The organism is Nonomuraea sp. NPDC049624 (assembly GCF_040675255.1).
In the GTDB taxonomy this organism is placed as follows: Bacteria; Actinomycetota; Actinomycetes; order Streptosporangiales; family Streptosporangiaceae; genus Nonomuraea.
Genome location: NZ_JBFAOR010000011.1, coordinates 224,723 through 250,367, shown reverse-complemented (window position 1 = coordinate 250,367; position 25,645 = coordinate 224,723). Strand labels below are relative to the sequence as shown.

At 71.7% G+C, this 25,645-nt stretch carries 32 protein-coding genes; 10 read left to right on the top strand and 22 right to left on the bottom strand.

Features of this window, described 5'->3' with window-relative positions; all coding sequences use genetic code 11:
* Positions 1 to 324: 324 nt before the first annotated feature.
* Positions 325 to 1,251: a CPBP family intramembrane glutamic endopeptidase gene (locus tag AB0J76_RS39415; protein WP_352319236.1), complete on the bottom strand. Its 927-nt coding sequence runs from the start codon at positions 1,249 to 1,251 to the stop codon at positions 325 to 327.
* Positions 1,252 to 1,441: 190 nt separating this feature from the next.
* Between AB0J76_RS39415 and AB0J76_RS39410 the strand changes: the two genes are divergently transcribed.
* Together AB0J76_RS39410 and AB0J76_RS39405 are read left to right on the top strand one after the other, a co-directional pair.
* A complete protein-coding gene (locus AB0J76_RS39410; protein WP_352319234.1) occupies positions 1,442 to 2,167 on the top strand; it encodes a hypothetical protein in 726 nt (241 codons plus the stop codon).
* Positions 2,164 to 2,721, top strand: coding sequence for a DUF6529 family protein (locus AB0J76_RS39405; RefSeq protein ID WP_352319233.1), 558 nt, complete (start codon positions 2,164 to 2,166; stop codon positions 2,719 to 2,721). Before AB0J76_RS39410 ends, AB0J76_RS39405 begins: the two co-directional genes overlap by 4 nt.
* Here AB0J76_RS39405 and AB0J76_RS39400 read toward each other — a convergent pair.
* From AB0J76_RS39400 to AB0J76_RS39375, 6 genes are read right to left on the bottom strand one after another with little or no spacing between them, the layout of a single operon-like run.
* Complete coding sequence (locus tag AB0J76_RS39400) at positions 2,711 to 3,643, bottom strand: CoA ester lyase (RefSeq protein ID WP_352319231.1); 933 nt, start codon at positions 3,641 to 3,643, stop codon at positions 2,711 to 2,713. The two genes, AB0J76_RS39405 and AB0J76_RS39400, sit on opposite strands and share 11 nt — an antisense overlap.
* Before the next feature lie 60 nt (positions 3,644 to 3,703).
* Positions 3,704 to 4,300: a sulfite oxidase-like oxidoreductase gene (locus tag AB0J76_RS39395; RefSeq protein WP_352319229.1), complete on the bottom strand. Its 597-nt coding sequence runs from the start codon at positions 4,298 to 4,300 to the stop codon at positions 3,704 to 3,706.
* 2 nt (positions 4,301 to 4,302) lie between these two features.
* Positions 4,303 to 4,572 (bottom strand): DUF6510 family protein, encoded by a 270-nt coding sequence (locus AB0J76_RS39390; RefSeq protein ID WP_352319227.1) that lies wholly within the window; start codon positions 4,570 to 4,572, stop codon positions 4,303 to 4,305.
* 10 nt (positions 4,573 to 4,582) lie between these two features.
* Positions 4,583 to 5,308: a ferredoxin reductase gene (locus AB0J76_RS39385; protein ID WP_352319225.1), complete on the bottom strand. Its 726-nt coding sequence runs from the start codon at positions 5,306 to 5,308 to the stop codon at positions 4,583 to 4,585.
* A complete protein-coding gene (locus tag AB0J76_RS39380) occupies positions 5,278 to 5,889 on the bottom strand; it encodes a molybdopterin-dependent oxidoreductase (protein WP_352319223.1) in 612 nt (203 codons plus the stop codon). Before AB0J76_RS39380 ends, AB0J76_RS39385 begins: the two co-directional genes overlap by 31 nt.
* A gap of 55 nt (positions 5,890 to 5,944) precedes the next feature.
* Positions 5,945 to 6,586: a hypothetical protein gene (locus AB0J76_RS39375; RefSeq protein ID WP_352319221.1), complete on the bottom strand. Its 642-nt coding sequence runs from the start codon at positions 6,584 to 6,586 to the stop codon at positions 5,945 to 5,947.
* Positions 6,587 to 6,637: 51 nt separating this feature from the next.
* Between AB0J76_RS39375 and AB0J76_RS39370 the strand changes: the two genes are divergently transcribed.
* Complete coding sequence (locus tag AB0J76_RS39370; RefSeq protein ID WP_352319219.1) at positions 6,638 to 7,006, top strand: hypothetical protein; 369 nt, start codon at positions 6,638 to 6,640, stop codon at positions 7,004 to 7,006.
* Between the two features lie 63 nt (positions 7,007 to 7,069).
* On the opposite strand, the gene AB0J76_RS39365 is transcribed toward AB0J76_RS39370, so the two are convergent.
* Positions 7,070 to 8,020: an EamA family transporter gene (locus AB0J76_RS39365; protein ID WP_352319217.1), complete on the bottom strand. Its 951-nt coding sequence runs from the start codon at positions 8,018 to 8,020 to the stop codon at positions 7,070 to 7,072.
* Positions 8,021 to 8,125: 105 nt separating this feature from the next.
* On the opposite strand from AB0J76_RS39365, the gene AB0J76_RS39360 reads away from it, so the two are divergent.
* Both AB0J76_RS39360 and AB0J76_RS39355 read left to right on the top strand, forming a co-directional pair.
* On the top strand, positions 8,126 to 9,328 hold the full coding sequence (locus AB0J76_RS39360; RefSeq protein ID WP_352319334.1) for a CBS domain-containing protein: 1,203 nt from the start codon (positions 8,126 to 8,128) through the stop codon (positions 9,326 to 9,328).
* Positions 9,318 to 9,785 carry a DUF1003 domain-containing protein gene (locus tag AB0J76_RS39355; RefSeq protein ID WP_352319215.1) on the top strand — a complete coding sequence of 156 codons (468 nt, stop codon included), beginning with the start codon at positions 9,318 to 9,320 and terminating at the stop codon, positions 9,783 to 9,785. Before AB0J76_RS39360 ends, AB0J76_RS39355 begins: the two co-directional genes overlap by 11 nt.
* On the opposite strand, the gene AB0J76_RS39350 is transcribed toward AB0J76_RS39355, so the two are convergent.
* A complete protein-coding gene (locus AB0J76_RS39350) occupies positions 9,769 to 10,230 on the bottom strand; it encodes a MarR family transcriptional regulator (RefSeq protein ID WP_352319213.1) in 462 nt (153 codons plus the stop codon). The two genes, AB0J76_RS39355 and AB0J76_RS39350, sit on opposite strands and share 17 nt — an antisense overlap.
* Positions 10,231 to 10,390: 160 nt before the next feature.
* Here AB0J76_RS39350 and AB0J76_RS39345 point away from each other — a divergent pair, with 160 nt between their 5' ends.
* A complete protein-coding gene (locus tag AB0J76_RS39345) occupies positions 10,391 to 11,530 on the top strand; it encodes an Mrp/NBP35 family ATP-binding protein (protein WP_352319211.1) in 1,140 nt (379 codons plus the stop codon).
* A gap of 68 nt (positions 11,531 to 11,598) precedes the next feature.
* On the opposite strand, the gene AB0J76_RS39340 is transcribed toward AB0J76_RS39345, so the two are convergent.
* The 4 genes from AB0J76_RS39340 to sigE all read right to left on the bottom strand — a co-directional run bounded on the left by AB0J76_RS39340 (position 11,599) and on the right by sigE (position 15,040).
* Positions 11,599 to 11,964: a sec-independent translocase gene (locus AB0J76_RS39340; RefSeq protein WP_352325385.1), complete on the bottom strand. Its 366-nt coding sequence runs from the start codon at positions 11,962 to 11,964 to the stop codon at positions 11,599 to 11,601.
* 87 nt (positions 11,965 to 12,051) lie between these two features.
* On the bottom strand, positions 12,052 to 13,725 hold the full coding sequence (locus AB0J76_RS39335; RefSeq protein ID WP_352325384.1) for a trypsin-like peptidase domain-containing protein: 1,674 nt from the start codon (positions 13,723 to 13,725) through the stop codon (positions 12,052 to 12,054).
* A 156-nt stretch (positions 13,726 to 13,881) separates the two neighbouring features.
* On the bottom strand, positions 13,882 to 14,406 hold the full coding sequence (locus AB0J76_RS39330; RefSeq protein WP_352325383.1) for an anti-sigma factor: 525 nt from the start codon (positions 14,404 to 14,406) through the stop codon (positions 13,882 to 13,884).
* 1 nt (position 14,407) lies between these two features.
* A complete protein-coding gene (gene sigE, locus AB0J76_RS39325; RefSeq protein WP_352325382.1) occupies positions 14,408 to 15,040 on the bottom strand; it encodes an RNA polymerase sigma factor SigE in 633 nt (210 codons plus the stop codon).
* A 161-nt stretch (positions 15,041 to 15,201) separates the two neighbouring features.
* Between sigE and AB0J76_RS39320 the strand changes: the two genes are divergently transcribed.
* A complete protein-coding gene (locus tag AB0J76_RS39320) occupies positions 15,202 to 15,840 on the top strand; it encodes an O-methyltransferase (RefSeq protein ID WP_352325381.1) in 639 nt (212 codons plus the stop codon).
* A gap of 27 nt (positions 15,841 to 15,867) precedes the next feature.
* Here AB0J76_RS39320 and AB0J76_RS39315 read toward each other — a convergent pair whose 3' ends face one another.
* Entirely contained in the window at positions 15,868 to 17,283 is a 1,416-nt protein-coding gene (locus AB0J76_RS39315) for a leucyl aminopeptidase (RefSeq protein ID WP_352325380.1), read from the bottom strand.
* Positions 17,284 to 17,358: 75 nt separating this feature from the next.
* A complete protein-coding gene (locus tag AB0J76_RS39310) occupies positions 17,359 to 17,526 on the bottom strand; it encodes a DUF3117 domain-containing protein (RefSeq protein ID WP_020545024.1) in 168 nt (55 codons plus the stop codon).
* Between the two features lie 159 nt (positions 17,527 to 17,685).
* On the opposite strand from AB0J76_RS39310, the gene AB0J76_RS39305 reads away from it, so the two are divergent.
* Positions 17,686 to 18,483 (top strand): PaaX family transcriptional regulator C-terminal domain-containing protein, encoded by a 798-nt coding sequence (locus tag AB0J76_RS39305; protein ID WP_352325378.1) that lies wholly within the window; start codon positions 17,686 to 17,688, stop codon positions 18,481 to 18,483.
* 11 nt (positions 18,484 to 18,494) lie between these two features.
* Positions 18,495 to 19,256, top strand: coding sequence for an enoyl-CoA hydratase-related protein (locus AB0J76_RS39300; protein ID WP_352325386.1), 762 nt, complete (start codon positions 18,495 to 18,497; stop codon positions 19,254 to 19,256).
* Between the two features lie 22 nt (positions 19,257 to 19,278).
* Here the strand turns inward: AB0J76_RS39300 and AB0J76_RS39295 are convergent, their stop codons facing one another.
* The 6 genes from AB0J76_RS39295 to AB0J76_RS39270 form a co-directional block, all read right to left on the bottom strand.
* Positions 19,279 to 19,824, bottom strand: coding sequence for a DNA-3-methyladenine glycosylase I (locus AB0J76_RS39295; protein WP_352325377.1), 546 nt, complete (start codon positions 19,822 to 19,824; stop codon positions 19,279 to 19,281).
* Positions 19,821 to 20,429 (bottom strand): hypothetical protein, encoded by a 609-nt coding sequence (locus AB0J76_RS39290; RefSeq protein WP_352325376.1) that lies wholly within the window; start codon positions 20,427 to 20,429, stop codon positions 19,821 to 19,823. Before AB0J76_RS39290 ends, AB0J76_RS39295 begins: the two co-directional genes overlap by 4 nt.
* Before the next feature lie 72 nt (positions 20,430 to 20,501).
* Positions 20,502 to 21,086: a TIGR00730 family Rossman fold protein gene (locus AB0J76_RS39285; RefSeq protein WP_352325375.1), complete on the bottom strand. Its 585-nt coding sequence runs from the start codon at positions 21,084 to 21,086 to the stop codon at positions 20,502 to 20,504.
* Between the two features lie 11 nt (positions 21,087 to 21,097).
* Entirely contained in the window at positions 21,098 to 21,898 is an 801-nt protein-coding gene (locus tag AB0J76_RS39280) for a TIGR00730 family Rossman fold protein (RefSeq protein ID WP_352325373.1), read from the bottom strand.
* Between the two features lie 238 nt (positions 21,899 to 22,136).
* The gene (dapE, locus tag AB0J76_RS39275) at positions 22,137 to 23,192 is read right to left on the bottom strand and encodes a succinyl-diaminopimelate desuccinylase (protein ID WP_352325372.1); all 1,056 of its coding nucleotides are present in this window, start codon (positions 23,190 to 23,192) and stop codon (positions 22,137 to 22,139) included.
* Positions 23,192 to 24,010, bottom strand: coding sequence for a 2,3,4,5-tetrahydropyridine-2,6-dicarboxylate N-succinyltransferase (locus tag AB0J76_RS39270; RefSeq protein WP_352325370.1), 819 nt, complete (start codon positions 24,008 to 24,010; stop codon positions 23,192 to 23,194). The genes dapE and AB0J76_RS39270 overlap by 1 nt, the downstream gene beginning before the upstream one ends.
* On the opposite strand from AB0J76_RS39270, the gene AB0J76_RS39265 reads away from it, so the two are divergent.
* Positions 24,009 to 24,866: a hypothetical protein gene (locus AB0J76_RS39265; RefSeq protein WP_352325369.1), complete on the top strand. Its 858-nt coding sequence runs from the start codon at positions 24,009 to 24,011 to the stop codon at positions 24,864 to 24,866. The two genes, AB0J76_RS39270 and AB0J76_RS39265, sit on opposite strands and share 2 nt — an antisense overlap.
* Positions 24,867 to 24,902: 36 nt before the next feature.
* Here the strand turns inward: AB0J76_RS39265 and AB0J76_RS39260 are convergent, their stop codons facing one another.
* Complete coding sequence (locus tag AB0J76_RS39260) at positions 24,903 to 25,577, bottom strand: DUF4178 domain-containing protein (RefSeq protein ID WP_352325368.1); 675 nt, start codon at positions 25,575 to 25,577, stop codon at positions 24,903 to 24,905.
* Between the last annotated feature and the right edge of the window lie 68 nt (positions 25,578 to 25,645).

The window sequence follows — 25,645 nt, the reverse complement described above, 5'->3', positions numbered from 1 at the left end:
TCGTCGTCGTCCGGCGGTCGCCGTGGCGGATCGCTGGGGCCGGAGGCCACGCGCCGCACCTCCTAGTCGAACTCGTCGTACAGGTGGAACCCGTCGAATCGGACCTGGTCAACCGGGTTGCGCGGGGAAACGGTGAGCGAACGGGCCGTTTCCTACGGACCGTTCCACAAATCCCGTCCCACCTTATGCGCCTATTTTCTACCCCGTCCCACCAAAACGATCACCTCCGTGACGCCCTCGCCTGTCCCACAGGAACCAGACCAGCATGCCTGAGCCGGATTGGCGAGACCTCTCTAGCGAGATTTCCGGAACCTCTCGCCTGATTTATCCAGAAATAGCACTAATTGCCCGCTTTTTGGATATATAGAACACACCAATCGCATACACCGCGAGCTGCACCACCGTTCCCGACAACGCCTGCCACGGGATGGGCGTCTTGCCCTGGTCCAGCGCGTCCTCCAGGCTGCCCGAGGCCGCGCTGAGCCCGAAGGCCAGCATGTTGTTCATCACGTGCAACGCGATCGGCGCCTCCAGCCCCCCGGTCCGTACGGCCAGCCAGCCCATCACCGCGCCGAAGGCGAACACGTCGAGCAGCCCCACCCACGAGTAGCCGTGCAGCGACGCGAACAGCAGGGACCCGATGAGGATGGCCCACACCGGATTGCGCACGTGCACGCCGACCGCCTGGACGAACCAGCCGCGGAAGATGTACTCCTCGGTCGCCGCCTGGAACGGCACCAGCAGCACGATCACCACGAGGGCGGGCAGGAACCGTCCCCAGCCGACCCAGCCGAACAGGTCGGAGTACCCCTCCCCCGACAACGACAGGGCCGTGACCTGCGCGATCTGGCCCAGCACCAGCGCCAGCACGGCCAGGCCGAGGCAGCGCAGCAACCAGGACCAGCGCAGCCGTCCGGCGACCGACGACAGCGTGCCGGGCCGGCGGCGCTGGACGAGCGCGGCGGCGCCGAAGACAAGCGGCAGCACGGCCGCGATCGACAGCAGCACCATCACCAGCCCGAACACCGGATCGCCGAAGATCTGCCCGGGGTCGGTCGGCGCGGGCAGGCCGAGGATCAGCTCGGCGACCTTGCCCACGAGCAGCACACCGGTGCCGACGACGAAGAACCCGACGCCCACGAGGATCGTGCCGACGACGGCCCGCCACGGCTCGTTCGCCGCGGTGCGGGCGAGATGGTCGTAACGCGCCCCCCGCGGAGTCGGCAGGAACCAGGACCGCGGCTGCGGCACGGGCGGCGGCCCATAAGGATAGACGGGCGGCCCAGGCGGCTGACTGCCATATGGCGGATTCGGTCCAGGGTTCTCCTGCATCCATACATTCTGTCTGCCGGGTGAGCATTAGTTCACAGACGACCCACCCCTTTGGGCGGATGCTCGGAGTCGTACGGCATTTCGCCCCTTCGGAGTTCGGGAGCAGTCCATGTCAAGGCTGGGACCTTTCATCACCCTGGCGGCGGGCGCGGTCCTGGCCGCGGGGCTGGGCGTCGCCAGCGTCACCGCGGCACCGGCGGCCGACGATCCCACCGGCACCGTGGCAGCCGGGTCGCCGACCGAGGCCGCCGCCACACCGTCGCCGTCCGGGTCGTCGCCGTCCGTGTCGTCGCCGTCCGTGTCATCGTCGGCGTCGCCCGCGCCCACCGAGGCCGCGAAGATCCCCAAGGCCGACTACGGCGGGTACGTCAAGGGCAACGGCGGCCTGATAGCGATCTCCGTCCGCGACGGCAAGGCCGTCGGCTACTTCTGCGACGGCAGGTCGGAAGCCTGGTTCAAGGGCGGCGAGGCCGGCGGGAAGGCCGTGCTGAAGGGCCCGGGCACGGCCCGGCTGACCGCCACGCTCGGCGGCGGACGCGCCAGGGGCAGCCTGTCCGTCGGCGGCGGGAGGTGGACCTTCACCGCGCCCGCCGTGGTCCGGCCGTCCGGGCTGTACCGGGCGACCGCGCAGGTCAGAGGCGCGAGGCTGCGAGCGGGCTGGATCCGCGTCCCGCGCCCCGGCGGCGGCTACGACCAGGTCGGCGCCGCGTTCCTGGGCCAGGACCAGGTGGACATCCCCCGGCTGGACGCCGGGCGGCCCACCACCCCCGTCACCGTCGCCGGCGCCACGGTCCTTCCGAAGGACGTGGACGGCTTCATCGAGGAGATGCAATGACCGCCATCCACCGTCCCTCGCACCGGCCCGCCCACCGCACGGCCGCCGTGCTGCTGATCCCGCTGCTGGCCGGCGGCCTGGTGGCGCTGGGGCTCGGCGTGTACGGCCGGGCGCACACGCCCACGGGGTTCGCGATCGGCCCGGCCGGGTTCTCCGGCGCGCTGCCGATGAAGGCGTGGCTGACGACCGGGGCGTTCGCGCTGGCGATCGTCCAGGTGGTCTCGGCGCTGTCGATGTGGGGAAGGCTGGGGATCGAGCTCCCGGAGGGCGTCCACCGCTGGTCGGGGCGGCTGGCCTTCCTCCTCACGATCCCCGTCGCCTTCCACTGCCTGTACGCCCTGGGCCTGCAGTTCGACGTGCCGCGCGTGCTGGCCCACTCGCTCCTCGGCTGCTTCTTCTACGGGGTGTTCACGGCGAAGATGCTGGCGCTGCCCAAGCGCGACGCACCGGGCTGGACGCTGCCGCTGCTCGGCGGGCTGGCGTTCACGGCGCTGGTCGGGCTCTGGCTGACCTCGTCGTTGTGGTTCTTCACCGCGGTGGGCGTCAAGGTGTGAACGTCTTCGTCCTCGCCAGACCGGCCGCCCTGCCCTTGGCGGCCACGACGAGCGCCATCTTGCGGGACGCCTCGTCGATCATCTCCTCGCCCAGCATGACCGCGCCGCGCCGCTCCACGGTGGTGTAGTGCTCGTACGCCTCCAGGATCAGCTCGGCGTGGTCGTAGTCCTCCTGGCTCGGCGAGAACACCTCGTTGGCCGCCTCCACCTGCATGGGGTGCAGCACCCACTTGCCGTCGAACCCGAGCGCGGCGGCCCGGCGGGCGACCCGGCGGTAGCCCTCGACGTCCTTGATCTGGAGGTAGGGGCCGTCGATCACCTGGAGGTCGTGCATCCTGGCGGCCATCAGCAGGCGCATGAGGATGTAGTGGTAGGCGTCGCCCTCCTCGTAGCCGGGCGGCTGCTCGCCGACCACGAGGGTGCGCATGTTGATCGAGGCCATGAAGTCGGCCGGCCCGAACACCAGGGCCTCCAGCCTCCTGGACGACCCGGCGATGGCGTCGACGTTGACCAGGCCGCGGGCGTTCTCGATCTGGGCCTCGATGCCGATGCGGCCCACCTCGTAGCCCATCGACCGCTCGATCTGGGTCAGCAGCGTGTCGAGCCAGACGACCTCGGTCGGGTCCTGGACCTTGGGCAGGATCAGGCAGTCGAGGAACCGCCCGGCACCCTCCACGACCTCGATGACGTCCCGGTACGTCCACATCGTGGTCAGGTCGTTGACCCTGACTGCGCGGGTCCTGCCGGTCCAGTCGCCCTCGCGCAGCGCGGTCACGACGTTCTTGCGGGCCTCGTCCTTGGCCAGCGGCGCGACGGAGTCCTCAAGGTCGAGGAAGACCTCGTCGGCGGGCAGGGTCTGGGCCTTCTCCAGGAAGCGGGGGTTGCTGCCCGGCACGGAGAGCACGGAACGACGTGAGCGCATGCGCCAACGCTAACGGCTGCCGGGCCGCCCGCGGCAGGCGTCCCCCGTCTATGGGCACGATCAGCTGTTCCAGTAGCGCTGCTCGCGCCAGGGGTCGCCGTAGTTGTGGTACCCGGCCCGTTCCCAGAAGCCGGGCCGGTCGCGGTCGAGCAGGCGCAGGCCCTTGACCCATTTGGCGGACTTCCAGAGGTACAGGTGCGGGACCAGCAGCCGGGCCGGGCCGCCGTGCTCGGCGGGCAGCGGGTCGCCGTCGAAGGTGTGGACGATCCACGCCCTGCCGCCGCGCAGGTCGGCCAGCGGCAGGTTGGTCGTGTAGCCGCCGTGGCAGTACGCCTCCGCGAACTCCGCCTGCGTGTCCACGTCGTCGAGCAGGACGTCGATCGACACGCCCTGCCAGTCGGTGTCGAACTTCGACCAGCCGGTGACGCAGTGGAGGTCGGTGTGCGGGGCGCTCTGGGGCAGGTCGAGCAGCTCGTCCCAGGTCCAGACGCGCTCCCGGCCGGCCTCGGTGACCAGGGTGAACGTCCAGCCGGCGGTGTCCACCCGGGGTGTCGGGCCCGCGGACAGGACGGGGAAGCCGGGCGTGAGGTACTGGCCGGGCGGCAGGCGGTCGTCGTGCCCGCCGCGCCCCTTGAAGCCCTTCGAGACGACGGCCACGGTCAGCCACCTCCCTGCACGGGCGTCTCCAGCAGGCCGAGGCCCGGCATCGCGGCCATCATCCGGCCCGGCGCCTCCACCAGGGTCATGAGCACGTTGTCGCAGTTCGGGCAGCGCAGCACGGTGCCGGGGGCGGGGCCGTACACGGTGGCCTCCCCCAGCGGGCCGTTCATGCCGCACTGCGCGCAGACGCCCTGGGCGGCCGTCATGTCCCGGCCGAAGAACTGGGCCAGCGGGCCTGCCGCGGCGTTGCCGTCCACGGGTTGTTGCATCGTGTCTCTCCTAGCCGTACCGCTCGGTGCGGACGTCGGTGGGCGGGTAGCCCAGGGCGGTGAGGATGGCGGCGACGTGCTCGACGAACGCGGTCGGGCCGCAGACGTAGGCCAGCGGCTCGTGGGCGGGCGGCCAGGCCAGCCGGACCAGTTGCGAGCGGTCCACCCGGCCCACGGGCTCGGGCCAGTCGGTGGGGGCCGAGCGGGTGTAGACGAAGGTCACCTCGGCGCCGGCGGACTCCAGCTCGTCGCGGTAGATCACCTGGCCGGGGTCGCGTACGGAGTAGACGAGCCGGACCGGGGTGCCGTCGCCCAGCCGGGCGCGGTGGCGCAGCATCGAGCGCAGCGGCACCACGCCCGACCCGCCCGCGACCAGCAGCAGCGGCCGCCGCTCCGGCATGGGCTCCCACACGAAGTAGCCGCCGATCGGGCCGCGCACCTCCAGCTGGTCGCCGGCCTCGGCCACCTCCACCAGGTACGGCGACACCTCGCCCCCTGCCACCCTGACCACGGTGATCGAGGGCCGTTCGCCGGGCGCGCCGGCCAGCGAGTACGCCCGGGTCGCCTGGTAGCCGTCGTCGGCCGTCAGCCGCACGTCCACATGCTGGCCGGCGCGGTGTCCCGGCCAGCCGGGCACGTCGAGCAGCAACGTACGCGTCTGGTCGGTCTCCGGGACGACCTCGGCGATCGTGGCCGGCTGCCAGGTCAGTCGTCGTAGTACCGCTGTTCCCGCCATGGGTCCCCGAAGTTGTGATAGCCGGACCGCTCCCAGAAGCCGGGGCGGTCCTCGTCCATGAGCCACAGCTCGTGGATCCACTTGGCGCTCTTCCACAGGTAGTGGGCGGGCACCAGCATCCGCACCGGGCCGCCGTGCTCGGGCGGGATCGGCGCGCCCTCGTAGGCGTAGACCAGCCACGCCTTGCCGTCCACGATCTCCTCGACCGGCAGGTTGGTGGCGTAGCCGCCGTAGCTGACGGCCAGGGCGTACCCGGCCGCCCGGTCGGCGCCGGTCAGCAGCCGGTCGAGGGACACGCCCGTCCAGGTGGTGTCGAGCTTGCTCCAGTGGGTGACGCAGTGGATGTCCACGGTGATCTGCTCGGCGGGCAGCGACAGCAGGTCCGTCCACGTCCAGGTGGGCTCGCCCGCGCCGCCCCTGACGGTGAACGACCACCGCTCGGTCCGGATGTGCTGCGTCGCCCCCGCGGTGAGCACCGGGAACCCCTCGGCCAGGTACTGGCCCGGCGGCACCCGCCCGGCCAGCTCCGGCCGCGGCCGCCGGAAGTGTTTCCCGGCGAAGCCACGTGAGACGATCCCCATGAATGCGGTTCTCCCCGACAGAGCACCCGGCGGACACCAGAAAAGGGCAAAGTGTTCAGCCGGTGAATCCGTGGGCACGCAGGCGGGCGATCAGGCCGTCGATGCCGCACGGCTGGTTCCAGCCGGTCGAGGAGAAGATCTCGTCCCTGCCGCCGACGGCCCGGCCGCCGGGGTCGTCGGTCACCTCGTGCAGGATCACGCCCTGCGGGGGCGTCGACCAGGCGACCGGACGTCCCTCGACGACCTTGCCGGTCGCTCTGGCGCGGTTCAGGAACAGCAGCACCCGGGTGCCCGGGGGCGCCGCGCGGGCGAAGTCGGCCACGCTGTGGACCGGCGTGCCCGCGTCGTCCACCGCCGCGCCTTGGTGGAAGGCGACGTCCGCGACGTCCGCGGCGGCGCCCTTGAGCCGCTCTTCGACCCGGGCGCGCATGAGGACGTAATGGGTGCGGTCCCCCGGGATGCCCTCCTCGACCACGGGCCCGGCGACCCAGCCCGTCAGGTGGCCGGTGACGACGGCCTCCACCTTCCCGGCGAGCGCCTCGGGCGTCGGGGAGGCCGGGTAGTCGTACACGGTCTGCCGCAGGACGCGCGTGTCCAGCGGCCCCGTACGGGCGGAGGACCGGCACGCGGACGGCGGCTCAGGACCGGCGGCGCCGCAGCCCGCGACGAGGACGAGCACGAGGATGAACGACCGCATACCGGTGAAACGCGCGCGGGCCCCGAGCGGTTCGGGGGTTACAGTCTGATCGTGAGCGACGACATCGCGGCCATCGAGGAGGGCGCCAAGAAGTCCGGCATCCTCTGGCTCGCCCTCGACCGCCCGCGCCTGGCCTGGCACGCCTGGCACGACGGCGCCATCTACCTCGTGACCGGCGGCGGCGAGCAGGACCTGCCGGGCCTCGGCGCGCTCGACCGGGTGCGCGTGACGCTGCGCAGCAAGGACAACGGCGCGCGGCTGGTGGAGTTCGACGCGGCGGTCTCGGTCGTCGACCAGGCCGCGGCGGCCGACGCCGTGGCGGTGCTGGCCAAGGAGCGGCTCAACGCCCCCGACAGCGAGCACCTGACCGAGCGCTGGGCCCGCGACTCGACCGTCCTGCGCCTCACGCCGGAACGCTGACCCCCGGCCGAACCCGGCTCCGCGGCGGCCGGGCTCACACCTGAGCGGTGACCTCGGGCGGGCTCACACCTGGGCGGTGACCTCGGCCGGGCGGTCCGGGGCGGGGGCCGGCCCGCCGCCCGAGGTGGCGGTCTGGGCGAGCAGCGCGCCGCCGAGCACGATCAGCCCGCCGACGATCTGGAACACCCCCAGCGTCTCGCCGACCAGCGCCCACGCGACCACCGCGCCGCCGATGACCTCCAGCGAGGCGACCGTCGCCCCCACCGCCGCCGACAGCCGCCGCACCATGTTCATGCTGAGGATGTACGCCAGCGCGGTCGCCACCAGCACCAGCCACAGGTACGCCCCCAGCACCGGCAGCGTCGTGCCGCCCTGCGGGGCGACGGAGAGCGTGAAGGCCTCCCAGGGGATGTCCCAGGGCTGCGCGAAGGGGATGAGCACGACGGCCGAGCCGACCATGCCCCAGGCGACCAGGCCGAGCAGGTCGATGTCGGGGCCCATGCTGTCGCCCATCAGGAAGTACCCGGCGCAGCACGCCCCGGCCAGCAGGCCGAGGAGCAGGCCGAGCGCGTCCAGGCGCATGCCCTGCCACGCCTCGACGACGATCGCCAGGCCGACGAACGCGATCACCGCGCCGACGTAGGCGGCCCCGGCCAGGCGTACCTTGCGGACGAGCCTGACCCAGGCCACCACCATCACCGGCGCCATGAACTCCAGCAGCAGCGCGATCCCCACCGGCAGCCGGGTGATGGCGACGAAGTAGAGCGACTGCACGCCCGCGACGGCCATCACGGTGTAGAGCCCGAGGAACGGCAGCCGGGCCCGCGGGATGCGCAGGGCCCGCGGCTTGACCACCGCCAGCACCGCGACCAGCAGCAGCCCGGCGCCCGCCATCCGGGTCCAGACGGCCTCGACCGGCGCCAGCCCGGCGGTGATGAGGTACTTGGCCATCGGCCCGGAGAACGCGAAACAACACGACGACACGAATGCCAGTGCGAGCCCCGCCAGCCTCATGGTGTACCCCTAGTGCCCAGTAATCAGCGTTAAATGCGTTTGATACTGACATGCCAGGCAACCGGGGCGCAACGGCGTCTCACTGTTAGCCTGGCCCACGTGCAGATCTTCGTGGCCCGGCTGGCGGGGACCCCCGTCTTCGACCCCACGGGCGATCAGATCGGCCGCGTCCGCGACGTCGTGGTGGGCCTGCGCATCACCGGCAACCCGCAGGTGCACGGCATGGTCGTCGAGGTGCAGCCGCGCCGCCGGGTGTTCCTCCCGATCACCCGCGTGCGCCGCATCGAGGCGGGCGCGGTCGTCTTCACCGGGCGGCTGAACATGCGCAGGTTCGAGCAGCGCGCCTCGGAGACCCTGGTCATCGGCGAGGTGCTCGACCTGTCCGTACGCGTCGGCGACGAGCCCATGACCGTCTACGACGTCGCCATGGAGGAGACCCTGCCGTCCCGGTGGGAGATCACCAAGGTCGCGCTCTTCAAGGGCCGCCGGCGCGAGCCCAGGACGGTCGGCTGGACCGAGGTGTCCGGCTTCGACACCCTGCAGAAGGACCAGGGCGCGGCCGGGCTGATCGCCGCGTTCGAGTCGCTGCGCGCCGCCGACATGGCCAGCGCCCTGCACGAGCTGCCCACCAAGCGGCGCATCGAGATCGCCCGCCAGCTCGCCGACGACCGCCTGGCCGACGTGCTGGAGGAGCTGCCGCCCGACGACCAGATCGGCATCCTCGGCACCCTCGAACCCGAGCGGGCCGCCGACGTCCTGGAGGAGATGGGCCCCGACGACGCCGCCGACCTGCTGCACGACCTGCCCGAGGAGCAGGCGGCCAGGCTGCTGGCGCTCATGGAGCCCGGCGAGGCGGCCCCGGTGCGGCGGCTGCTGACCTACGCCGACGACACCGCGGGCGGCGTGATGACCAGCGAGCCGGTCGTCCTGCCGCCCAACGCGACGGTGGCCGAGGCGCTGGCCCACATCCGCCAGCAGGACCTGCCGCCCGCCGTCGCCGCCCAGGTCTACGTGACCAGGCCGCCCACCGAGACGCCGACCGGCACGTACCTGGGGGTCTCGCACTTCCAGCGGCTGCTGCGCGAGCCGCCCTCGACGCTGCTCGGCCGCGTGCTCGACCCCTCGCTCGACCCGATCAGGCCCGACTTCACCCTGCGCCAGGTGCACGCCTTCCTGGCCAACTACAACCTGGTCGCCGCCCCCGTCGTGGACGAGCTGGGCAGGCTGGTCGGCGCGGTGACCGTCGACGACGTCCTCGACCACCTGCTTCCCGACGACTGGCGCGAGGGGGACCACCGTGACCACTGACCGGCTCGACCAGCCGCGGGCGCTGCGCCGCTCGCTGCGCCCGCACTACGACCCCGAGGCGTTCGGCCGCCTGTCCGAGCAGATCGCCCGCTTCCTCGGCACGGCCCGGTTCATCGTCTACATGACCGTGTTCGTGGCGATCTGGGTGATCTGGAACGTCGCCGCTCCCCCGTCGCTCAAGTGGGACCCGTACCCGTTCATCTTCCTCACGCTGATGTTGTCGCTCCAGGCCAGCTACGCCGCGCCGCTCATCCTGCTCGCCCAGAACCGCCAGGACGACCGCGACCGCATCCAGTACGAGCAGGACCGCGAGGCCGCCGACCGCAACCAGGCCGAGATCGAGTACCTCACCCGCGAGATCGCCGGCCTGCGCCTGGCCCTCAACGAGGTCGCCACCCGCGACTACCTGCGCGCCGAGCTCGGCCGGCTGCTGGAGGAGCTCAACAAACGTCAGTGACGTCGAGCCTGGCCAGCAGCGCCCGCACCGCGCCGACGTCGCCCGCGCCCAGCAGGTCGAGGAACTGGTCCTTGACCCCGCGCAGGTAGGTCGGCGTGGCCTCGGCCAGCCGCGCGGCGCCCGGCTCGGTCAGCACCGCGAACAGCCCGCGGGCGTCGTCGGAGCACGCCTCCCGCCCGACCAGCCCGTGCCGCTGCAACCGGTCGATCAGCCTGGTCAGCCCGCTGCGCGAGAGCAGCACGCGGTCGGCCAGGTCGTTCATGCGCAGCCGCCGCCCCGGCGCCTCGGCGAGCTGGGCCAGCACCTCGTACGAGGCCAGCGGCAGATCGTGGGCCACCAGCAGCTCGGCCTCCAGGCGGCGGGCGATGCGCACCTGGGCCCGCTGCAACATCCGCCAGACCGCCAGTTCCTCGGCGGTGAGCCCCTCGTCGCGCAGCAGAGTCACGCAGTAACCTTAGACGTTGTTGCACAGACACCTAACAGCGCGGATTAACCGAGCGGCCCCCCGGGTTCATACCATGGAGGGGCATTTCTCACTGGCTTTCAGCGCCTGTCACACATAGACCGACTAAGGAGGGACGGCACTCCCTCGTGCCGAGACTTCGATGGCACCAACCCAGGAACAGGTGACGGCCGCCCTCGCCACCGTCATCGACCCCGAGATCCGTCGCCCGATCACGGACCTCGACATGGTCAAGAACATCGAGATCGCCCCCGACGGCGCGGTCCGGGTGGGCGTCTACCTCACCGTGTCAGGCTGTCCGATGAAGGACACCATCACCCGCGACGTGAAGACGGCGGTCGGCAAGGTCGGCGGCGTGACGGACGTCCAGATCGAGCTCGACGTCATGAGCCCCGAGCAGCGCAAGACCCTGCAGACCAAGCTGCGGGGCGACCGGGGCCCGGAGAAGGAGATCCCCTTCAACCAGCCCGGCTCGCTGACCCGCGTCTTCGCCGTCGCGAGCGGCAAGGGCGGCGTGGGCAAGTCGTCGGTCACCGTCAACCTGGCCGCCGCGATGGCGTCCAACGGCCTGAAGGTCGGCATCGTCGACGCCGACATCTACGGTCACAGCATTCCTCGCATGCTGGGCGCCGCCGAGCGTCCCACCAAGGTCGAGGACATGATCATGCCGCCGTCGGCGCACGACATCAAGGTCATCTCCGTCGGCATGTTCAAGCCCGAGGGCAACACGCCGGTCGTGTGGCGCGGGCCGATGCTCGACCGGGCGCTCCACCAGTTCCTGGCCGACGTCTACTGGGGCGACCTCGACGTCCTGCTGCTCGACCTGCCGCCGGGCACCGGCGACATCGCCATCTCGGTGGCGCAGCGGCTGCCGTCGGCCGAGATCCTGGTCGTGACCACGCCCCAGCAGGCCGCCGCCGAGGTGGCCGAGCGGGCCGGCTCGATCGCCGCCCAGACCCACCAGCAGATCGCCGGCGTCATCGAGAACATGTCCTGGCTGCCCTGCCCCCACTGCGACGAGCGCGTGGCCGTGTTCGGCGAGGGCGGCGGCCAGACCGTCGCCGACGCCCTCACCCGCACGCTGGGCGCCCGCGTCCCGCTGCTCGGCCAGGTGCCGATCGACCTGCGCCTGCGCGAGGGCGGCGACGAGGGCAAGCCGCTGGTGCTGACCGACCCCGACTCGCCGGCCGCCGCGGAGCTGCGGAAGATCGCCGCCGGTCTGAGCAAGCGCTCCTCCAGCATCAAGGGCATGCAGCTCGGCCTGTCGCCCAACCGTTCCTGACCCTCTCACGCGAAGACGGGCCCGCCCAGCGAAAGCTGGGCGGGCCCGTCGCGCGTCTGCAGGGTGTGTCAGGTGGCCTCGGAGTCGTAGGGGGGCAACTCGCCATAGGCGAGCTCCGACGGCGGCTCAGCGGCGTCGTAGGACGCGACGGCGGCCGGCTCCAGACCTCCGGGACGGCCGTTCCAGTCGTCCTCCAGATCGTCGAGGAGGTGCTTGCGGACGAAGTTCTTCGGGTTGAGGTCGGCGGGGTCGAAGTTCTGGAACTCCGGCCCGAGGCCCGCCCGCAGGTCGTCGCGCGCGTTGTTGGCCATGCGCCGCAGGTTGCGCAGCGTCTTGCCCGCCTGCGAGGCGGCCTGCGGCAACTTGTCAGGACCGAAGACCAGGAGCGCGATGACGATCAGCGCTCCGACCTCCATCCACCCGAGTCCGAACACCGTACGCTCCTACCCGCAGTCCGCAATCCTCTCCACAGACTAAAGGCTCCAGCCCGTGGCTGAACCGTCCCCCATGGGTCATATCACTCAGGACGGGCTGGGAGCCGGCTGATCGTCCGCGACGACGGTGAGGGTGGCGGTGCGTTCCGCTCCGGCGCGCTGGTACTTGATGGTGATCTTGGCGCCCGGCGCCTTGCTGCGGATCAGGGCGATCAGCTCGTTGCCGTCCTGCAGCGCCAGCCCGTCGACCTCCAGGATGACGTCGCCCGCCTTCAGCCCGGCCTTGTCGGCGGGGCCGTTGGCGTCGACCGGCTGGCGGCCCTCGGCGGGCTCGGAGGCGATGCGCACGCCCTGGCCCTTGTAGTCCTTGTCCAGCACGATGCCGATCTTCGGACGCTTGGCCTTGCCCGTGGTGATCAGCTCCTCGGCCACGCGCCGCGTCTGGTTCACCGGGATCGCGAAGCCCAGGCCGATGCTGCCGCTCTGGCTGTTCACCGAACGGCTGAGGGTGGCGATGGCCGAGTTCACCCCGACCACCTCGCCCCTGCCGTTGACCAGCGGGCCGCCGGAGTTGCCCGGGTTGATGGCGGCGTCGGTCTGGATGGCGCTGATGTAGGCGGGCTCCTCGGTGGCCGCGCCCGTCTCGTCGCCGGCGATGACCGGACGGTTGAGCGAGCTGACGATGCCCGTGGTGACCGTGCCGCTGAGGCCGAGCGGCGAGCCGATGGCGATCACCGGGTCGCCCACCACGACCTGGTCGGAGTTGCCGAGGGTGATCTCCGGCGTGCCGAAGGTCTCCTCGGGCTTGACCACGGCCAGGTCGGAGCCGGGGTCGCGGCCGACGATGCGGCCCGCGGTGGTCTTGCGGTTGTTGAACATGATCTTGATCTCGCCGCCCTTGGCGGCCATGGCGACCACGTGGTTGTTGGTCACCACGTAGCCGTTCTTGATCAGGAATCCGGAGCCGGAGGCGCCCTCGGTGTTGGTGCCGTTGCCGACCTCCAGCGAGACCACGCTGGGCAGGACCCGCGCGGCCACGCCGGCCACCGAGTCGGGCGCCCTGTTGGTCGCGCCCGTCGGGGCCGGGCCGAGGCTGTAGGACGGGTCGGTGCCGCTGCTGCCCGACCTGGTCAGCAGGTACGTGCCGAGGCTGCCGAGCACGGAGGCCACCAGCGCGATGGCCACGGCGATCGCGATCAGCGCGCCGGCGTTGAGCCCGCGCCTGGGCAGCGCGCCCGCGCCGGGCCCGCCCTGCGGCGGCGGCGCCCACCCCGGGCCCATGCCCAGGGCCTGCCGCGGCGGCGGCGGGTGGTTGCCGCCGTACGCGCCCATGAAGGGCGGCGGCTGCATCGGCCGCGGCCCGGTCTCCGCCGGCCCGAAGGACGGGGTCTCGTACGCCCGCGTGCCGCCAGGGCTCTCGAAGGGGCTCTCGAACCCCCGCGGCCCGGCGGGGCTCTCGAACGACGGACCCTCGTACGCCCGCGTGCCCCCGTCGTGCGGCGGCACGCCGCCGGAACGGCCCGGCGGCTCGTACGGCGACGCCTGGCTCTCGGAACGGCCCGACGGGTCGTACGGCGACACGCCCGGACTGTCGGAGCGGCCCGACGGGTCGCCCCAGGACGCGCCGAACGAGGCGGGCGGGTCGGACCGGCGGTCCGCCTGCTCGCCCTGCTCGTCGGCGGGCAGGAACTCCGGCCGCCCCTGTGGCTCGGGGAAGTCCGACGTCGTGCGTCCTTCGCCCGGGCGCGTCTCGTCGGTCATCTACGTCTCACCACTCCTTGCTCGGCCACCGCAATCTTTGCTCTGGCGGCATACGAGGGTCATAAAAGGCTTTGTTTGCGACAAATCCCGAACCCAGATCGTATGCCCCTGGCATCGTCGACTACGCCACCCGAGTATCCCAGGCGAGCCCCCGGTTCAAGGCGTGGCGGTGGGCGGCGCGCTGGTGGCCGGTGAGTGCTGCACCCGCCAGAGCTCGACCGGCGGCGGCGAGGTCTGGGGTCCTGTGCCCGAGACCGCGAAGAAGGTGCCGAGTGCGACGGCGGCGGACACCACGCCCACCGCGACGTACGCGCCGCGCCGCCTACCGCCCCGCCCAGGGCCCGAGGCCCCAGCGGTGGCGTCCCTGCGCGGGCGGTTGTCCAGGGGCGCGATGCTGTGGGGCCCAGGGATGGGCACCCCCCCGAACGTACGGGTAGGGAAAGGGCGCTCCCTCGGCGGCAGCGGCCCACCCGGCTCCGCCATGCGCAGCAGCGACATGGTCAGATCGGCCGGCATCGCCGGGCCGTCGAGCGAGCGCAGGCGCGACTTCAGCGCCCGCATCGACTCGACCTCCCGCCGGCAGTCAGCACAGAAGGTCAGGTGGGCGAGCGCGCGATCGCGCTCGGTGTGGTTCAGCTCTCCGTCGACGAGCGCCGAAACGCGTTCTCCTAGATGAGCCATATCAGACTTCCTCCCCACTGATCACGGTCGGGGGGAGTTGGGTAGTACGGGGGGCTCGATGGTCGAGCGCCTCCCGCAACTGCGCCCGGCCACGGTGAATACGGCTTCGGACCGTACCCAGCTTGACGCCGAGCGTGGCCGCGATCTCCTCGTAGGACAGGCCCTCGATGTCACACAGCACGATCGCGGCCCGGAACTCCGGGGCGAGCGCGTCGAGGGCGGCTTGGATATCGGGCTCCAGGTGGGCGTCGTCGAACGCCTGCGCCGGCGACGGCTCACGGCCGCGCAGCCGCTCGGCGGCGTCGTCGGCCAGCCCCTCGAACCGGATGCGCTGCTTGCGCCGCGCCATGTCGAGGAACAGGTTCGTCGTGATCCGGTGCAGCCAGCCCTCGAACGTGCCGGGGGTGTAGCTCGACAGCGACCTGAAGACCCTGACGAAGACCTCCTGCGTGAGGTCCTCGGCATCGTGGACATTGCCGGTAAGCCGGTACGCCAGCCGGTACACGCGTGCGGAATGAGTCCGCACCACTTCCTCCCACGTGGGAGGCGTCCAATCAGACGACACGGGAGTATCCGCCTGGTGGTCGCTTTCGTCCACCAGCACTCCTCTCTCTGGGACCACCGCTACCGTCATAGTGCCTGGTTTCGTCCCTTCGTGCGCACTGCCTGCCTTCCGGACCGGCAAAGCCCGTTTAAACCTGCAACGCCTTCGGACCGTCCTGAGTTCCCGTCCAGGCGTGACTCCCCTAGGCTGCGATCGGTGACCAATCGCACGAAAGTGGGGGGAGGAGGCCGATGACCAGTCCGGTGGAGGCCACTCTGGCCTATGCGGAGCAGTTCCATCACGAGGATGAGATCCTGCACGCGGCGCGTCAGCGCGGGCTGGAGATGGGTGCGGTGCCCATCCTTCCCGGGGGCGGGGCCGCGCTCTGCTTCCTCGCCACCGTCGTCAACGCCAAGTCGGTCGTCGAGATCGGCACCGGCTGCGGCGTCTCGGGCCTGTGGCTGCTGCGCGGCATGCGCGGCGACGGCACGCTGACCAGCGTCGACGTCGAGCCCGAGCACCAGCGGCTGGCCCGGCAGGCGTTCGCGGAGGCGGGCTTCTCCGGCGGGCGGGTGCGGCTGATCTCGGGCCGGGCGCTCGACGTGCTGCCCCGGCTCTCCGACGGCGGCTACGACATGGTCTTCGCCGACGGCGCCAAGCAGGAGTACGTCGACTACCTGGCCGAGGCGGTGCGCCTGCTGCGCGTCGGCGGCGTGGTGGCCTTCGACAACGCGCTGTGGCACGACCGGGTGGCCGACCCCACGCAGCGCGACCCCGACACGGTCTCGCTGCGCGAGCTGGGCAAGCTGGTGCAGGGCGACGACCGGCTGCGGTCGGTGCTCATGCCCCTGGGCGACGGCCTGCTGGCCGCCGTGAAGATCGCCGACTAGCCCGTCGACTCCGGGCCGGCCCGGGTCTCAGCCCCGGGTCAGCCACTCCAGCAGCACGCGCACGCCGAACCCGGTCGCGCCCTTGGTCAGGGTGCCCTCGTCGACCGTGCTGCGGCCGACCCCGGCGATGTCGAGGTGCGCCCACGGGCGCTTGCCCGCGAACTCCCGCAGGAACAGCGCCGCCGTGATGGACCCGGCGCCGTAGCGGGAACCGCTCTCGACGTTGGCCAGGTCGGCGATCGACGACTCCAGGGCCGGGGCGTAGTCGTCGATCAGCGGCATGCGCCAGAGCCGGTCGTCGCTGGCCTGGCCGGCGGCCAGGAGCTGGGCGGCCAGGTCTTCGTCGGAGGCGTAGACGGCGCCGACGTTCCGGCCGAGCGCCACGGAGATGGCCCCGGTGAGGGTGGCGATGTCCACGACCGCATCGGGGTCGAGCTCGGCGTCGGCGTAGGCCAGCGCGTCGGCCAGCACCAGCCGGCCCTCGGCGTCGGTGTTCAGCACCTCGACCGTGCGGCCGCCGTAGTGCCTGATGACGTCGCTGGGACGCTGGGCGGTGCCGGACGGCATGTTCTCGGCGGCGGCGATCAGGCCCGTCACGCGTACGGGGGCGCCGAGCCGGGCCAGCGCGGCCAGCACGGCGATCACCACCGCGCCGCCCGCCATGTCGGTCTTCTGGGTCTTCATGTTCTCGGTCGGCTTGAGCGACAGGCCGCCCGAGTCGAACGTGATGCCCTTGCCCACCAGCACGACGTGCCGCTCGGCCGGCTGCTCGGGGACGTAGGAGAGCTGGATCAGCCGGGGCGGCCGGACCGAGCCGCGCCCGACGGCCAGGATGCCGCCGAACCCCTCGGCCTGGAGTTGCTCCTCGTCCCACACCCGCACCGGCAGGCCCTGCTCGGCGGCGCGCTCGGCCAGCCAGGCGGGATGCTTGACCGAGGACGGCATGTTGGCCAGGTCGCGGGCCAGCGCGACGGCCTCCGCCACGACCTCGGCCCGGCGCACCGGCTCGGCGTCGGCGCCGGCCAGCTCGATCGCCCGCACGCCCTTGCGGCCCTCTTTGCCGATCTTGAAGGTGTATCCGGCCAGCAGCGCGGCCTCGGCGAACGCGGCGACGTCGCCCTCCGGCGGCACCACGGTCAGCGTGTCGCGGCCCTTGACCTTGCGCGCCAGCGCCGCGCCGGCCCTGCGCAACGCCCGCGGCGAGCCGTCGCCCACGCCGTACAGGAGCACGCGCCCGACCCCGCCCGCCCGCGCCACCGGGACCTCGACGATCTCGCCCGCCTCGCCCTTGGCCTCGTAGTGGGCCAGCAGGTCGGCGACCGGAAGGTGCAGCTCGACGTACGGCTCGACAGCGGGACGCAGGTCGGAGGCGTAGGGCAGGGCCAGCAGCTCGGCGCCCGCGGGCACCTCGGCGACCGCGGAGACGGTGGTCTCGATGGGCACGGAACCCTCCAAACGTCAGCGACCCTGGCGCCGGACTTACGCCAGGGTCGGAGGATCAGGTTGTCTCGGGAGCGCTCAGCCGACGACGTTCTTCAACGCCTCGCCGAGCGCCTTTGCCTCGTCGGCGGAGATCTCCACGACGAGCCGGCCGCCACCTTCGAGAGGGACCCGCATGACTATGCCGCGCCCTTCCTTGGTGACCTCGAGCGGACCATCGCCGGTCCGCGGCTTCATCGCCGCCATGCGTGCATCCCTTCCTGCCTTGGGCTCCCGCGGCCCGCGATTTCCGACCGCCCGAGGGGGTGGTCGGCGCATTCACGTCTTCTGTGATGTCCTATTCTCCCGCATCGAGAGCCCTCATGGGTAACGATCTCCTCCCAGAATGCGTTGTCGAGCCAGGCGATGGCGTCCAAACTGGACTTCGTGCACGCTCGCGCCGCTCTCTTCGACCTGTACGGAGACCACCTGCGTGCGCGCGGTGGGCAGGCGACCGTGGCCGCGCTCGTACGGCTCATGAACCCCCTGGAAATCGCCGCTCCGGCCGTCCGCACGGCGGTCTCGCGGATGGTCCGGCAGGGCTGGTTGCGCCCGGTGCGGCTGCCTCAGGGAGCCGGTTACGGGCTCACGCCGAAGTGTGTCAGGCGCCTTGATGAGGCAGCGCTGAGAATTTACCGATCAGGGACACTCGCCTGGCACGGCCGCTGGCACGTGATCGTCATCGAGCCGGTCAGGGAGCGCCAGCGCCGGGAGCGGATCAGGGCCGACCTGACCTTCCTCGGCTACGCCTGCCTGTCGGAGACCACGTGGATCGGGCCGCGCTCCTCCATCGAGCTGGACAACCTGCTGGACGGCGAGGGCGTGCGGGCCGACCGGTTCGACGCGGCGCTGGAGGGCGACCCGCGCGAGCTGGTGGCGCGGGCCTGGGATCTGGCGGCCATCAGCGAGGCGTACGAGCACTGGCACGCCGAAGCTGTCACGCTGATCAGCACCCTGCCCGAGGACGCCCCGCCCGACCAGGTGTTCGCCACCAGGAGCAGACTGGTGCACGGTTGGCGCAACTTCCTGTTCCGCGACCCCGGGCTGCCGGCCGAGCTGCTGCCCGCGGGCTGGCCGGGCGAGAAGGCCCGCACGTTCTTCGAGCAGGAGGCCACCAGGCTGCTGCCCGCAGCCGCCGCGTTCGTCGACAGGGAGCTCATGTGATCCGTTACGACATGTCCGACGCCGTCGCCACCGTCACCCTCGACCGGCCGGAGTCGATGAACTCGCTCACGGCCGAGGTCAAGGCCGCGCTGCTGGCGGCGGTCGGCAGGGCGGCGGCCGACCCCGAGGTCAGGGCGGTGCTGCTCACCGGCTCCGGCCGGGCCTTCTGCGCGGGCCAGGACCTGCGCGAACACGCCGCCAACCTGGCCGCGGGCCGCGGGCTGGCCGACACCGTGCGCGAGCACTACAACCCGATCGTGGAGCTGATCGCGACCATGCCCAAGCCGGTCGTGGCGGCGGTCAACGGCGTCGCCGCGGGCGCGGGCGCGGCCCTCGCCTTCGCCTGCGACCTGCGCGTCGCCTCCGACAAGGCCAAGTTCGCGCTGGCGTTCGCGGGCATCGGGCTGGCCCCCGACTCCGGCGCGTCCTGGACGTTGCAGCGCCTGGTCGGCCGGGGCCGCGCGACCGAGCTGCTGCTGCTCGGCGAGCCGCTCGACGCGGCCGCCGCGCTCGACCTGGGGCTGGTCACGCGCGTGGTGCCCGCCGACGACCTGCCGAAGACCGCTCACGAGCTGGCCGTACGCCTGGCCGCCGGCCCGACCACGGCCTACGCCGCCACCAAGCGCGCGCTGGCCCACTCCGCCACGCACTCGCTGGCCGACTCGCTCGCGCTGGAGGCCGACCTGCAGGACGCGTGCGTGGCCACCGAGGACCACCAGGACGCCACCCGCGCCTTCCTGGCCAAGGAACGACCGGTGTTCAGGGGCCGCTGAACCGGCCGGTGCTCAGGGGCCCTCAGCGGGCCAGGCAGCCCTCGATGTGGTCGTTGACCAGCCCGATCGCCTGCATCAGCGCGTACGCGGTGGTCGGGCCGACGAACCTGAAGCCGTGCTTGCGCAGCTCCTTGGCCAGGGCCTTGGAGCCAGGGGTGATCGCGGGCACGTCGGCCATCGTCCGGGGCATCGGCGCGTCGGGGTCGGCGAACCGCCACACCAGCTCCGACAGGCCCTCGGGCAGGTCGAGCGCGGCCCTGGCGTTGCCGATCACGGCCTCGATCTTGGCCCGGTTGCGGACGATCCCGGCGTCGCCGAGCAGCCGTTCGACGTCGCGCTCGGTGTAGGCGGCCACCTTGACGGTCGAGAAGCCGTCGAAGGCGGCGCGGAAGTTCTCCCGCTTGCGCAGGATCGTCAGCCACGACAGGCCCGACTGGAACGCCTCCAGCGCCACGCGTTCGAAGACCTCGTCGTCGCCCTTGACCGGGCGGCCCCACTCCTCGTCGTGGTAGGTGATGTACAGCGGGTCGCCCATGCCCGGCCAGGTGCACCGGATGAGTTCGGTCACGGGCGCTCGTCCTTGTCCTCGTCCTTGTCCTGTTTGCCCAGGGACGCGCGCACGGAGTCGTCGTCCTGCTCGGGCTCGTCCTGCTCGGGCTCGTCGGGCTTGGGCTCGTCCTGCTCCGGGAGGCGCCAGTCCGGCTCCTCCGCCGGGTCGCGCAGCTCCGGCTCGCCCGCCCACTCCACCGTCGCGCCGCTCGACGTGACCGGGTCGCCGGACTCCGGCAGCTCCCTGGGCGCGGCGGGCGCCTCGGGCTCGTGGTCGGTGCGCAGCCCGGCCCCGGGCGCGGCGTAGATCTCCTGGCGCGCGTGCAGCCGGCTGGACAGCAGCTCCGACACCCGCTGCTCCAGGACGGCGATCCTGGTGTCGCGGGCGCTGATGGCCTGGGCGGCCCGGCGCAGGGTCTCGTCGACGCTCTGCGTGTGGTAGCCGACCAGGTTGACCGGCAGTTGCAGCGCCATGAAGTCGACCGCCGTGAGCTGTCCGGCCTCGGGCAGGTCGAGCGGCGGGACGTCCGGCGGGAACTCGGTCAGCTCCCCGCCTCTGCCGAGGGAGACCAGGACCACGCAGGCCAGGATGGCGATCGCGGCGATGGCGAGTATGACCAGCACATTGGCATCGTACTCATATGGACGAGCACGTTCAGCGATCTACCACAAGTGCGGGCAATCGGGGCAGCCTGCTCAGCCGGTGGCCTCACCCAGCTCGGCGACGCTCGGACGGACCGGCTGCGGACGCGCTTCGAGATGGGCGAACGCCTCCTCGACCGTGGTGGTCCAGGAGATCGCGTCGAAGACGTCGGCCCGGGTGAAGCCCTCGGCGTGCATGCCGGAGACGAGCTGCCGCAGCGGCTCGTACAGGCCCCAGGGGTCGAGGATCACCAGCGGGCGGTCGTGGATGCCGAGCACCCGCGCCGTCCAGATCTCGAACAGCTCCTCCAGGGTGCCGATGCCGCCGGGCAGCACGAGGAAGGCGTCGGAGCGGGCGTCCATGACGGCCTTGCGCTCGCGCATGCCGTCGGTGACGATCAGCTCGTCGGACTCGGTGTCGGCCACCTCGATGTCCACCAGCACCTGCGGGATCACGCCGACCGTGAACCCGCCCGCGGCACGGGCGGCGGAGGTGACCGCGCCCATGCACGAGACCGTGGCGCCGCCGCTCACCAGGGTGTGACCACGCCTGGCGAGCTCGGCGCCCACCTCGTGGGCCAGGTCGACGTACTTCCTGTCGATGCGGAGGCTGGAGGCGCAGAAGACGCAGATGTTCACGGGCCGACAGCCTATTGCGGCTCCGCGGTCTGGGCGGCGGCGGCCTCCAGCTCCTCCTCCCGATGGCGGGAGCGGGCCCGGTCGGAGTCGGCGATGATCCGCACGGCCTCGTCGGGGTCGTCGGTGACGGAGATCAGGTCGAGGTCCTGGGCGGCGATCTTGCCGGTGCCGAGCAGCGTGTTCTTGATCCAGTCGAGCAGGCCGCCCCAGAACTCCGAGCCCATCAGCACGACCGGGAACGAGGTGACCTTGTGGGTCTGGACCAGCGTCAGGGCCTCGAAGAGCTCGTCGAGCGTGCCGAAACCGCCCGGAAGGGCGATGAAGCCGCGCGAGTACTTGACGAACATCGTCTTGCGCACGAAGAAGTAGCGGAACTCGATGCCGAGGTCGACGTAGTCGTTCATGCGCTGCTCGAACGGCAGCTCGATGCCGAGCCCGACCGAGACCGCGCCCTCGACCTCGGAGGCGCCCCGGTTGGCCGCCTCCATGACGCCGGGGCCGCCGCCCGTGATCACCGCGTAGCCGGACTCGGCCAGCGCCCGGCCGAGCCGCCGGCCCATCTGGTATTCGGGGGTGCCCTCGGGGGTGCGGGCCGAGCCGAAGACCGTGATCGCCGCGGGCAGCTCGGCGAGCTGGCCGAACCCCTCCACGAACTCGGCCTGGATGCGCAGCACCCGCCACGGGTCCATGTGCACCCAGTCGGACGGACCCTGCCGGTCGAGCAGCCGCTGGTCGTGGGTGGAGCTGGGGACGAGACTCCCGCGCACGACCGCCTGCCCCTGACGGCGTTCGGCTCGTTGCTTCTGTTCCATGGTGGTCACGCTAGTCCTCTCCGTACCGGCCCGCGGCGCCGTTCCCGACCGGGGCCGCGCTCGCCGAAGCGGGCACTTCGAGGATGAATGCCCAGGTCGAAGGCCAGATGAAGGCGCCGAAAAAATCTTGGGAAAAGCAGGGAACCGAATTTCGACCCCCCTGCGTCTAACTGCCGAGGGTGCTGCTCGGGACTGAAAGTGGCTTTCCCCGCCAAATGGCCGGCGAGGAAAGCCACTTTCATTTTGTCAGCCAGTTGAGCAGGGCCTGCTCGCTCTCCGTGATTTTCGGCAGCGACACGTACTCGCCCTGCTGGTGCGCCAGGTTGGGGTCGCCGGGGCCGTAGTTCACGGCCGGGACGCCGAGCGCGGAGAAGCGGGAGACGTCCGTCCAGCCCAGCTTGGCGCGCGGGGTGCCGCCGACCGCGGCGGCGAAGGCGGCGGCCACCGGATGCGTCAGGCCGGGCCGCGCCCCGGGCGCCGCGTCGAGGAAGCTCACCTCGTAGCCCTCGAACACCTCGCGCACGTGCTGCTCGGCCTGCTCGACCGTCAGGTCGGGGGCGAAGCGGTAGTTGACGGTGACCACGCACTCGTCGGGGATGACGTTGCCGGCCACGCCGCCGCTCACCGCGACCGCGTTGAGCCCCTCGTGGTACTCCAGGCCGTCGACCACCGGCAGCCGCGCCTCGTAGGCGTTGAGCCTGGCCAGCACCGGCTCGATGCCGTGGACGGCGTTGACCCCGAACCACGATCTCGCGCTGTGGGCCCGCTTGCCGGTCACGGTGACGTCGGCGCGCAGGGTGCCCTGGCAGCCGCCCTCGATCACGCCGTCGGTCGGCTCCATCAGCACCGCGAAGTCGGCCGCCAGCCACTCGGGGTGGTCCCTGGCGACCCTGGTCAGGCCGTTGCGCTCGGCCTCGATCTCCTCGCAGTCGTAGAAGACGTACGTCACGTCGCGGTTGGGGGCCGGGACGGTGGCCGCCAGCCTCAGCGCGACCGCCACGCCCGCCTTCATGTCGGAGGTGCCGCAGCCGTAGAGCAGGTCGCCCTCCACCCGGCTGGGCAGGTTGGCCGCGACCGGCACCGTGTCGAGGTGGCCCGCGATCAGCACCCGCTCGGCCCGGCCGAGGTCGGTGCGGGCCACGATCGTCTCGCCGGAGCGGTCGACCTTCAGGTGCGGCAGCGCGGACAGCGCCTGCTCGACCGCGTCGGCCAGACGCTTCTCGTCGCCGCTCACCGACTCGATGTCCACGATCGCGGCGGTCAGCGCGCGTACGTCCTGTGTCAGGTCCAGCATCAGGTGTTCACTCCATGTTCGCGCAGCACCTCGTTGAGTGCCGCCTTGTCGTGCCGCTGCTCCGGCTCCAGACGTTTGATCACCAGCACGCACGGCAGCCCGAACGTGCCGCCGGGGAACTCCTTCTGCCGCGTGCCGCCGACCGCCACGCACCAGTCGGGCACCCTGCCCCTGGCCAGCTCCTCGCCCGTCTGGACGTCGATCACGGGGATCGTGCCGGACAGGATCGTGCCCGCCCCGATCACCGCGCCCCGGCCGACCCGCGCGCCCTCGACGATCATCGAGCGGCTGCCGATGAACGCGTCGTCCTCCACGACGACCGGCACCGCGCCCGGCGGCTCCAGGACGCCGCCGATGCCCACTCCGCCGGACAGGTGCACGTTCTTCCCGATCTGGGCGCATGAGCCCACCGTGGCCCACGTGTCGACCATGGTGCCCGAGTCCACGTACGCGCCGATGTTCGTGAACGACGGCATCAGCACCACCCCCGGCGCCAGGTACGAACCCCAGCGCGCGATGGCGCCCGGCACCACCCGCACCCCTTCGAAGGAGGTCTTGAGCGGCACCCTGTCGTGGTGCTGGAAGTCGCCCACCTGGGAACGTGCCATGCCCAGCAGCCGGAAGGCGAGCAGGATCGCGCGCTTGGCCCGCTCGTCCACCACGACCTCGCCGCCGACCAGGCGGGCGACCCTCGCCTCGCCCTTGTCCAGCAGGTCGACGGCGCCGACCACCTGGATGCGCGCCTCCACGTCGGCCGGGGACAGCTCCGCGCGTCGTTCCCACAGCTCGTCCACCACCGGGGACATCACGTGACTCATGGCCACGGAGCTTATCCGGCCGGGTAGGTTCTTCAGGGTGCGCCTGCGCTTCTCCCGTGGAGTCATCACCATCGCGATCATCGTCGTGGTGCTCGCCGTCGGCGTCTCCGTGGGGCTCTATCTCCTGCTCAAGCGGGCGACGCCGCTGGTCCTGCCGGAGGCCTACTGCATGGTGCGCACCCCCGAGGGCGTGCTGACCCTCGATCCGGAGCAGGCGCAGGTCTCCGCGACCATCGCCGCGGTCGCGGCCCGCCGCCGCCTGCCCGAGCGGGCCGTCGTCATCGCGTACGGCACCGCGTTGCAGGAGTCGAAGCTGCGCAACCTGTCCTGGGGCGACCGCGACTCGGTGGGCGTGTTCCAGCAGCGCGAGTCGCAGGGCTGGGGGCGCAAGAAGCAGCTGATGGACCCGGTCTACGCCAGCAACAAGTTCTTCGCCGCCCTGGTGAAGGTCAAGAACTACCGCAAGCTGCCGCTGGCCGAGGCGGCCCAGGAGGTGCAGCGGTCGGCGGGCGGCTACGCGTACGCGCAGCACGAGCAGGACGCCAAGATCCTGGCCGCCGCCTTCACCGGCCGGGTGCCCAAGTCCGTCCACTGCTGGTACCCGCCGCCCAAGCAGACGCCCGCGCCGCAGGCCAGGACCGCCGAGGCGCGCAAGCAGCTGGCCAGGGCGCTCGGCGACCCGGCGATCACGACGAAGAAGCGGGGCTGGCTGGTGGCGTCCTGGTGGGTGGCGTACGCGGAGAAGTACCAGCTGCGGCGCGTCGGCTACAGCGGCGCCACCTGGGTCAACGACGTGGACGCCGACGGCTGGAAGAAGGGCGGCCAGGCCGGCGACGGCGAGGTCGAGCTGTCCTGACCCCGGCGCGGCTCCGGCGCGGCGCCGGCGCGGACGTCAGGTGGCGCGGGTGACGATGGTGATCGAGCCGGGCGGCAGCGGCTGGGCGTAGCTGGCGCTCCAGGCGTGGCCCTGGATGCGGTCGAAGGAGAGCAGGCGGCCGTCGGAGGCGTGGTAGTCGGCGAAGTCGAGCAGGCCGCGTTCGGGGTTGCCGGTCTCGCCCTCGCTTCTGAAGGCCGCGGTGCCGCGCTGGATCGGGAAGAACTCCACGCCTTCCATGATCAGCATGCTCTTGGCCGGGACCATGCCCTGCGTCGGCACCTCGGTCCAGAGCAGCACCTCGAGATGGGACGCCTCGCCCGCGGCCTTGCCCTCGCGCACCTCGACCGACAGCCACAGGCGGCGGCGGGCGACGTCACGCAGCAGGTACTCGATCCACTGCCGGCCCTGCCAGGAGACGTGCATCGCGCCGAGCACCCGGTAGGGCGAGCCGTGCACCTCGATCCGGTCGGCAACCTGGATCGTGCGAGGGTCGGCGTAGTCGGCGCCGGCGTGCCCGGGGGTCTCGACCGGCGCCGGCAGCGGGGTCTCGACCGGAGCGACCTCGGCCGGTGACGGCGGCGCGCTCGACCGGCCCCTCCTGTCCTGCCGCATGGTGGCCAGGAACGCCCCCAGCAACAACAGGACGGTGGCGATGCTCAGCCCGAGTACGACCATGGAGGTCATGCTCATCCGTCAGCTCGCTCCACTCGCGGTCTGTCTCGGCAGACGCCTTTTTCAATTTGTCCGTGCGCTACGAC

Bases quoted from the DNA above. Each gene is read 5' to 3' on its own strand.
- AB0J76_RS39410 (WP_352319234.1), top strand. From the start codon at position 1,442: ATGTCAAGGCTGGGACCTTTCATCACCCTGGCGGCGGGCGCGGTCCTG.
- AB0J76_RS39405 (WP_352319233.1), top strand. From the start codon at position 2,164: ATGACCGCCATCCACCGTCCCTCGCACCGGCCCGCCCACCGCACGGCC.
- AB0J76_RS39400 (WP_352319231.1), bottom strand. From the start codon at position 3,643: ATGCGCTCACGTCGTTCCGTGCTCTCCGTGCCGGGCAGCAACCCCCGC.
- AB0J76_RS39390 (WP_352319227.1), bottom strand. From the start codon at position 4,572: ATGCAACAACCCGTGGACGGCAACGCCGCGGCAGGCCCGCTGGCCCAG.
- AB0J76_RS39385 (WP_352319225.1), bottom strand. From the start codon at position 5,308: ATGGCGGGAACAGCGGTACTACGACGACTGACCTGGCAGCCGGCCACG.
- AB0J76_RS39380 (WP_352319223.1), bottom strand. From the start codon at position 5,889: ATGGGGATCGTCTCACGTGGCTTCGCCGGGAAACACTTCCGGCGGCCG.
- AB0J76_RS39375 (WP_352319221.1), bottom strand. From the start codon at position 6,586: ATGCGGTCGTTCATCCTCGTGCTCGTCCTCGTCGCGGGCTGCGGCGCC.
- AB0J76_RS39365 (WP_352319217.1), bottom strand. From the start codon at position 8,020: ATGAGGCTGGCGGGGCTCGCACTGGCATTCGTGTCGTCGTGTTGTTTC.
- AB0J76_RS39345 (WP_352319211.1), top strand. From the start codon at position 10,391: ATGGCACCAACCCAGGAACAGGTGACGGCCGCCCTCGCCACCGTCATC.
- AB0J76_RS39335 (WP_352325384.1), bottom strand. From the start codon at position 13,725: ATGACCGACGAGACGCGCCCGGGCGAAGGACGCACGACGTCGGACTTC.
- AB0J76_RS39330 (WP_352325383.1), bottom strand. From the start codon at position 14,406: ATGGCTCATCTAGGAGAACGCGTTTCGGCGCTCGTCGACGGAGAGCTG.
- sigE (WP_352325382.1), bottom strand. From the start codon at position 15,040: ATGACGGTAGCGGTGGTCCCAGAGAGAGGAGTGCTGGTGGACGAAAGC.
- AB0J76_RS39320 (WP_352325381.1), top strand. From the start codon at position 15,202: ATGACCAGTCCGGTGGAGGCCACTCTGGCCTATGCGGAGCAGTTCCAT.
- AB0J76_RS39310 (WP_020545024.1), bottom strand. From the start codon at position 17,526: ATGGCGGCGATGAAGCCGCGGACCGGCGATGGTCCGCTCGAGGTCACC.
- AB0J76_RS39305 (WP_352325378.1), top strand. From the start codon at position 17,686: ATGGCGTCCAAACTGGACTTCGTGCACGCTCGCGCCGCTCTCTTCGAC.
- AB0J76_RS39300 (WP_352325386.1), top strand. From the start codon at position 18,495: ATGTCCGACGCCGTCGCCACCGTCACCCTCGACCGGCCGGAGTCGATG.
- AB0J76_RS39280 (WP_352325373.1), bottom strand. From the start codon at position 21,898: ATGGAACAGAAGCAACGAGCCGAACGCCGTCAGGGGCAGGCGGTCGTG.
- dapE (WP_352325372.1), bottom strand. From the start codon at position 23,192: ATGCTGGACCTGACACAGGACGTACGCGCGCTGACCGCCGCGATCGTG.
- AB0J76_RS39265 (WP_352325369.1), top strand. From the start codon at position 24,009: ATGGCCACGGAGCTTATCCGGCCGGGTAGGTTCTTCAGGGTGCGCCTG.
- AB0J76_RS39270 (WP_352325370.1), bottom strand. From the start codon at position 24,010: ATGAGTCACGTGATGTCCCCGGTGGTGGACGAGCTGTGGGAACGACGC.
- AB0J76_RS39260 (WP_352325368.1), bottom strand. From the start codon at position 25,577: ATGAGCATGACCTCCATGGTCGTACTCGGGCTGAGCATCGCCACCGTC.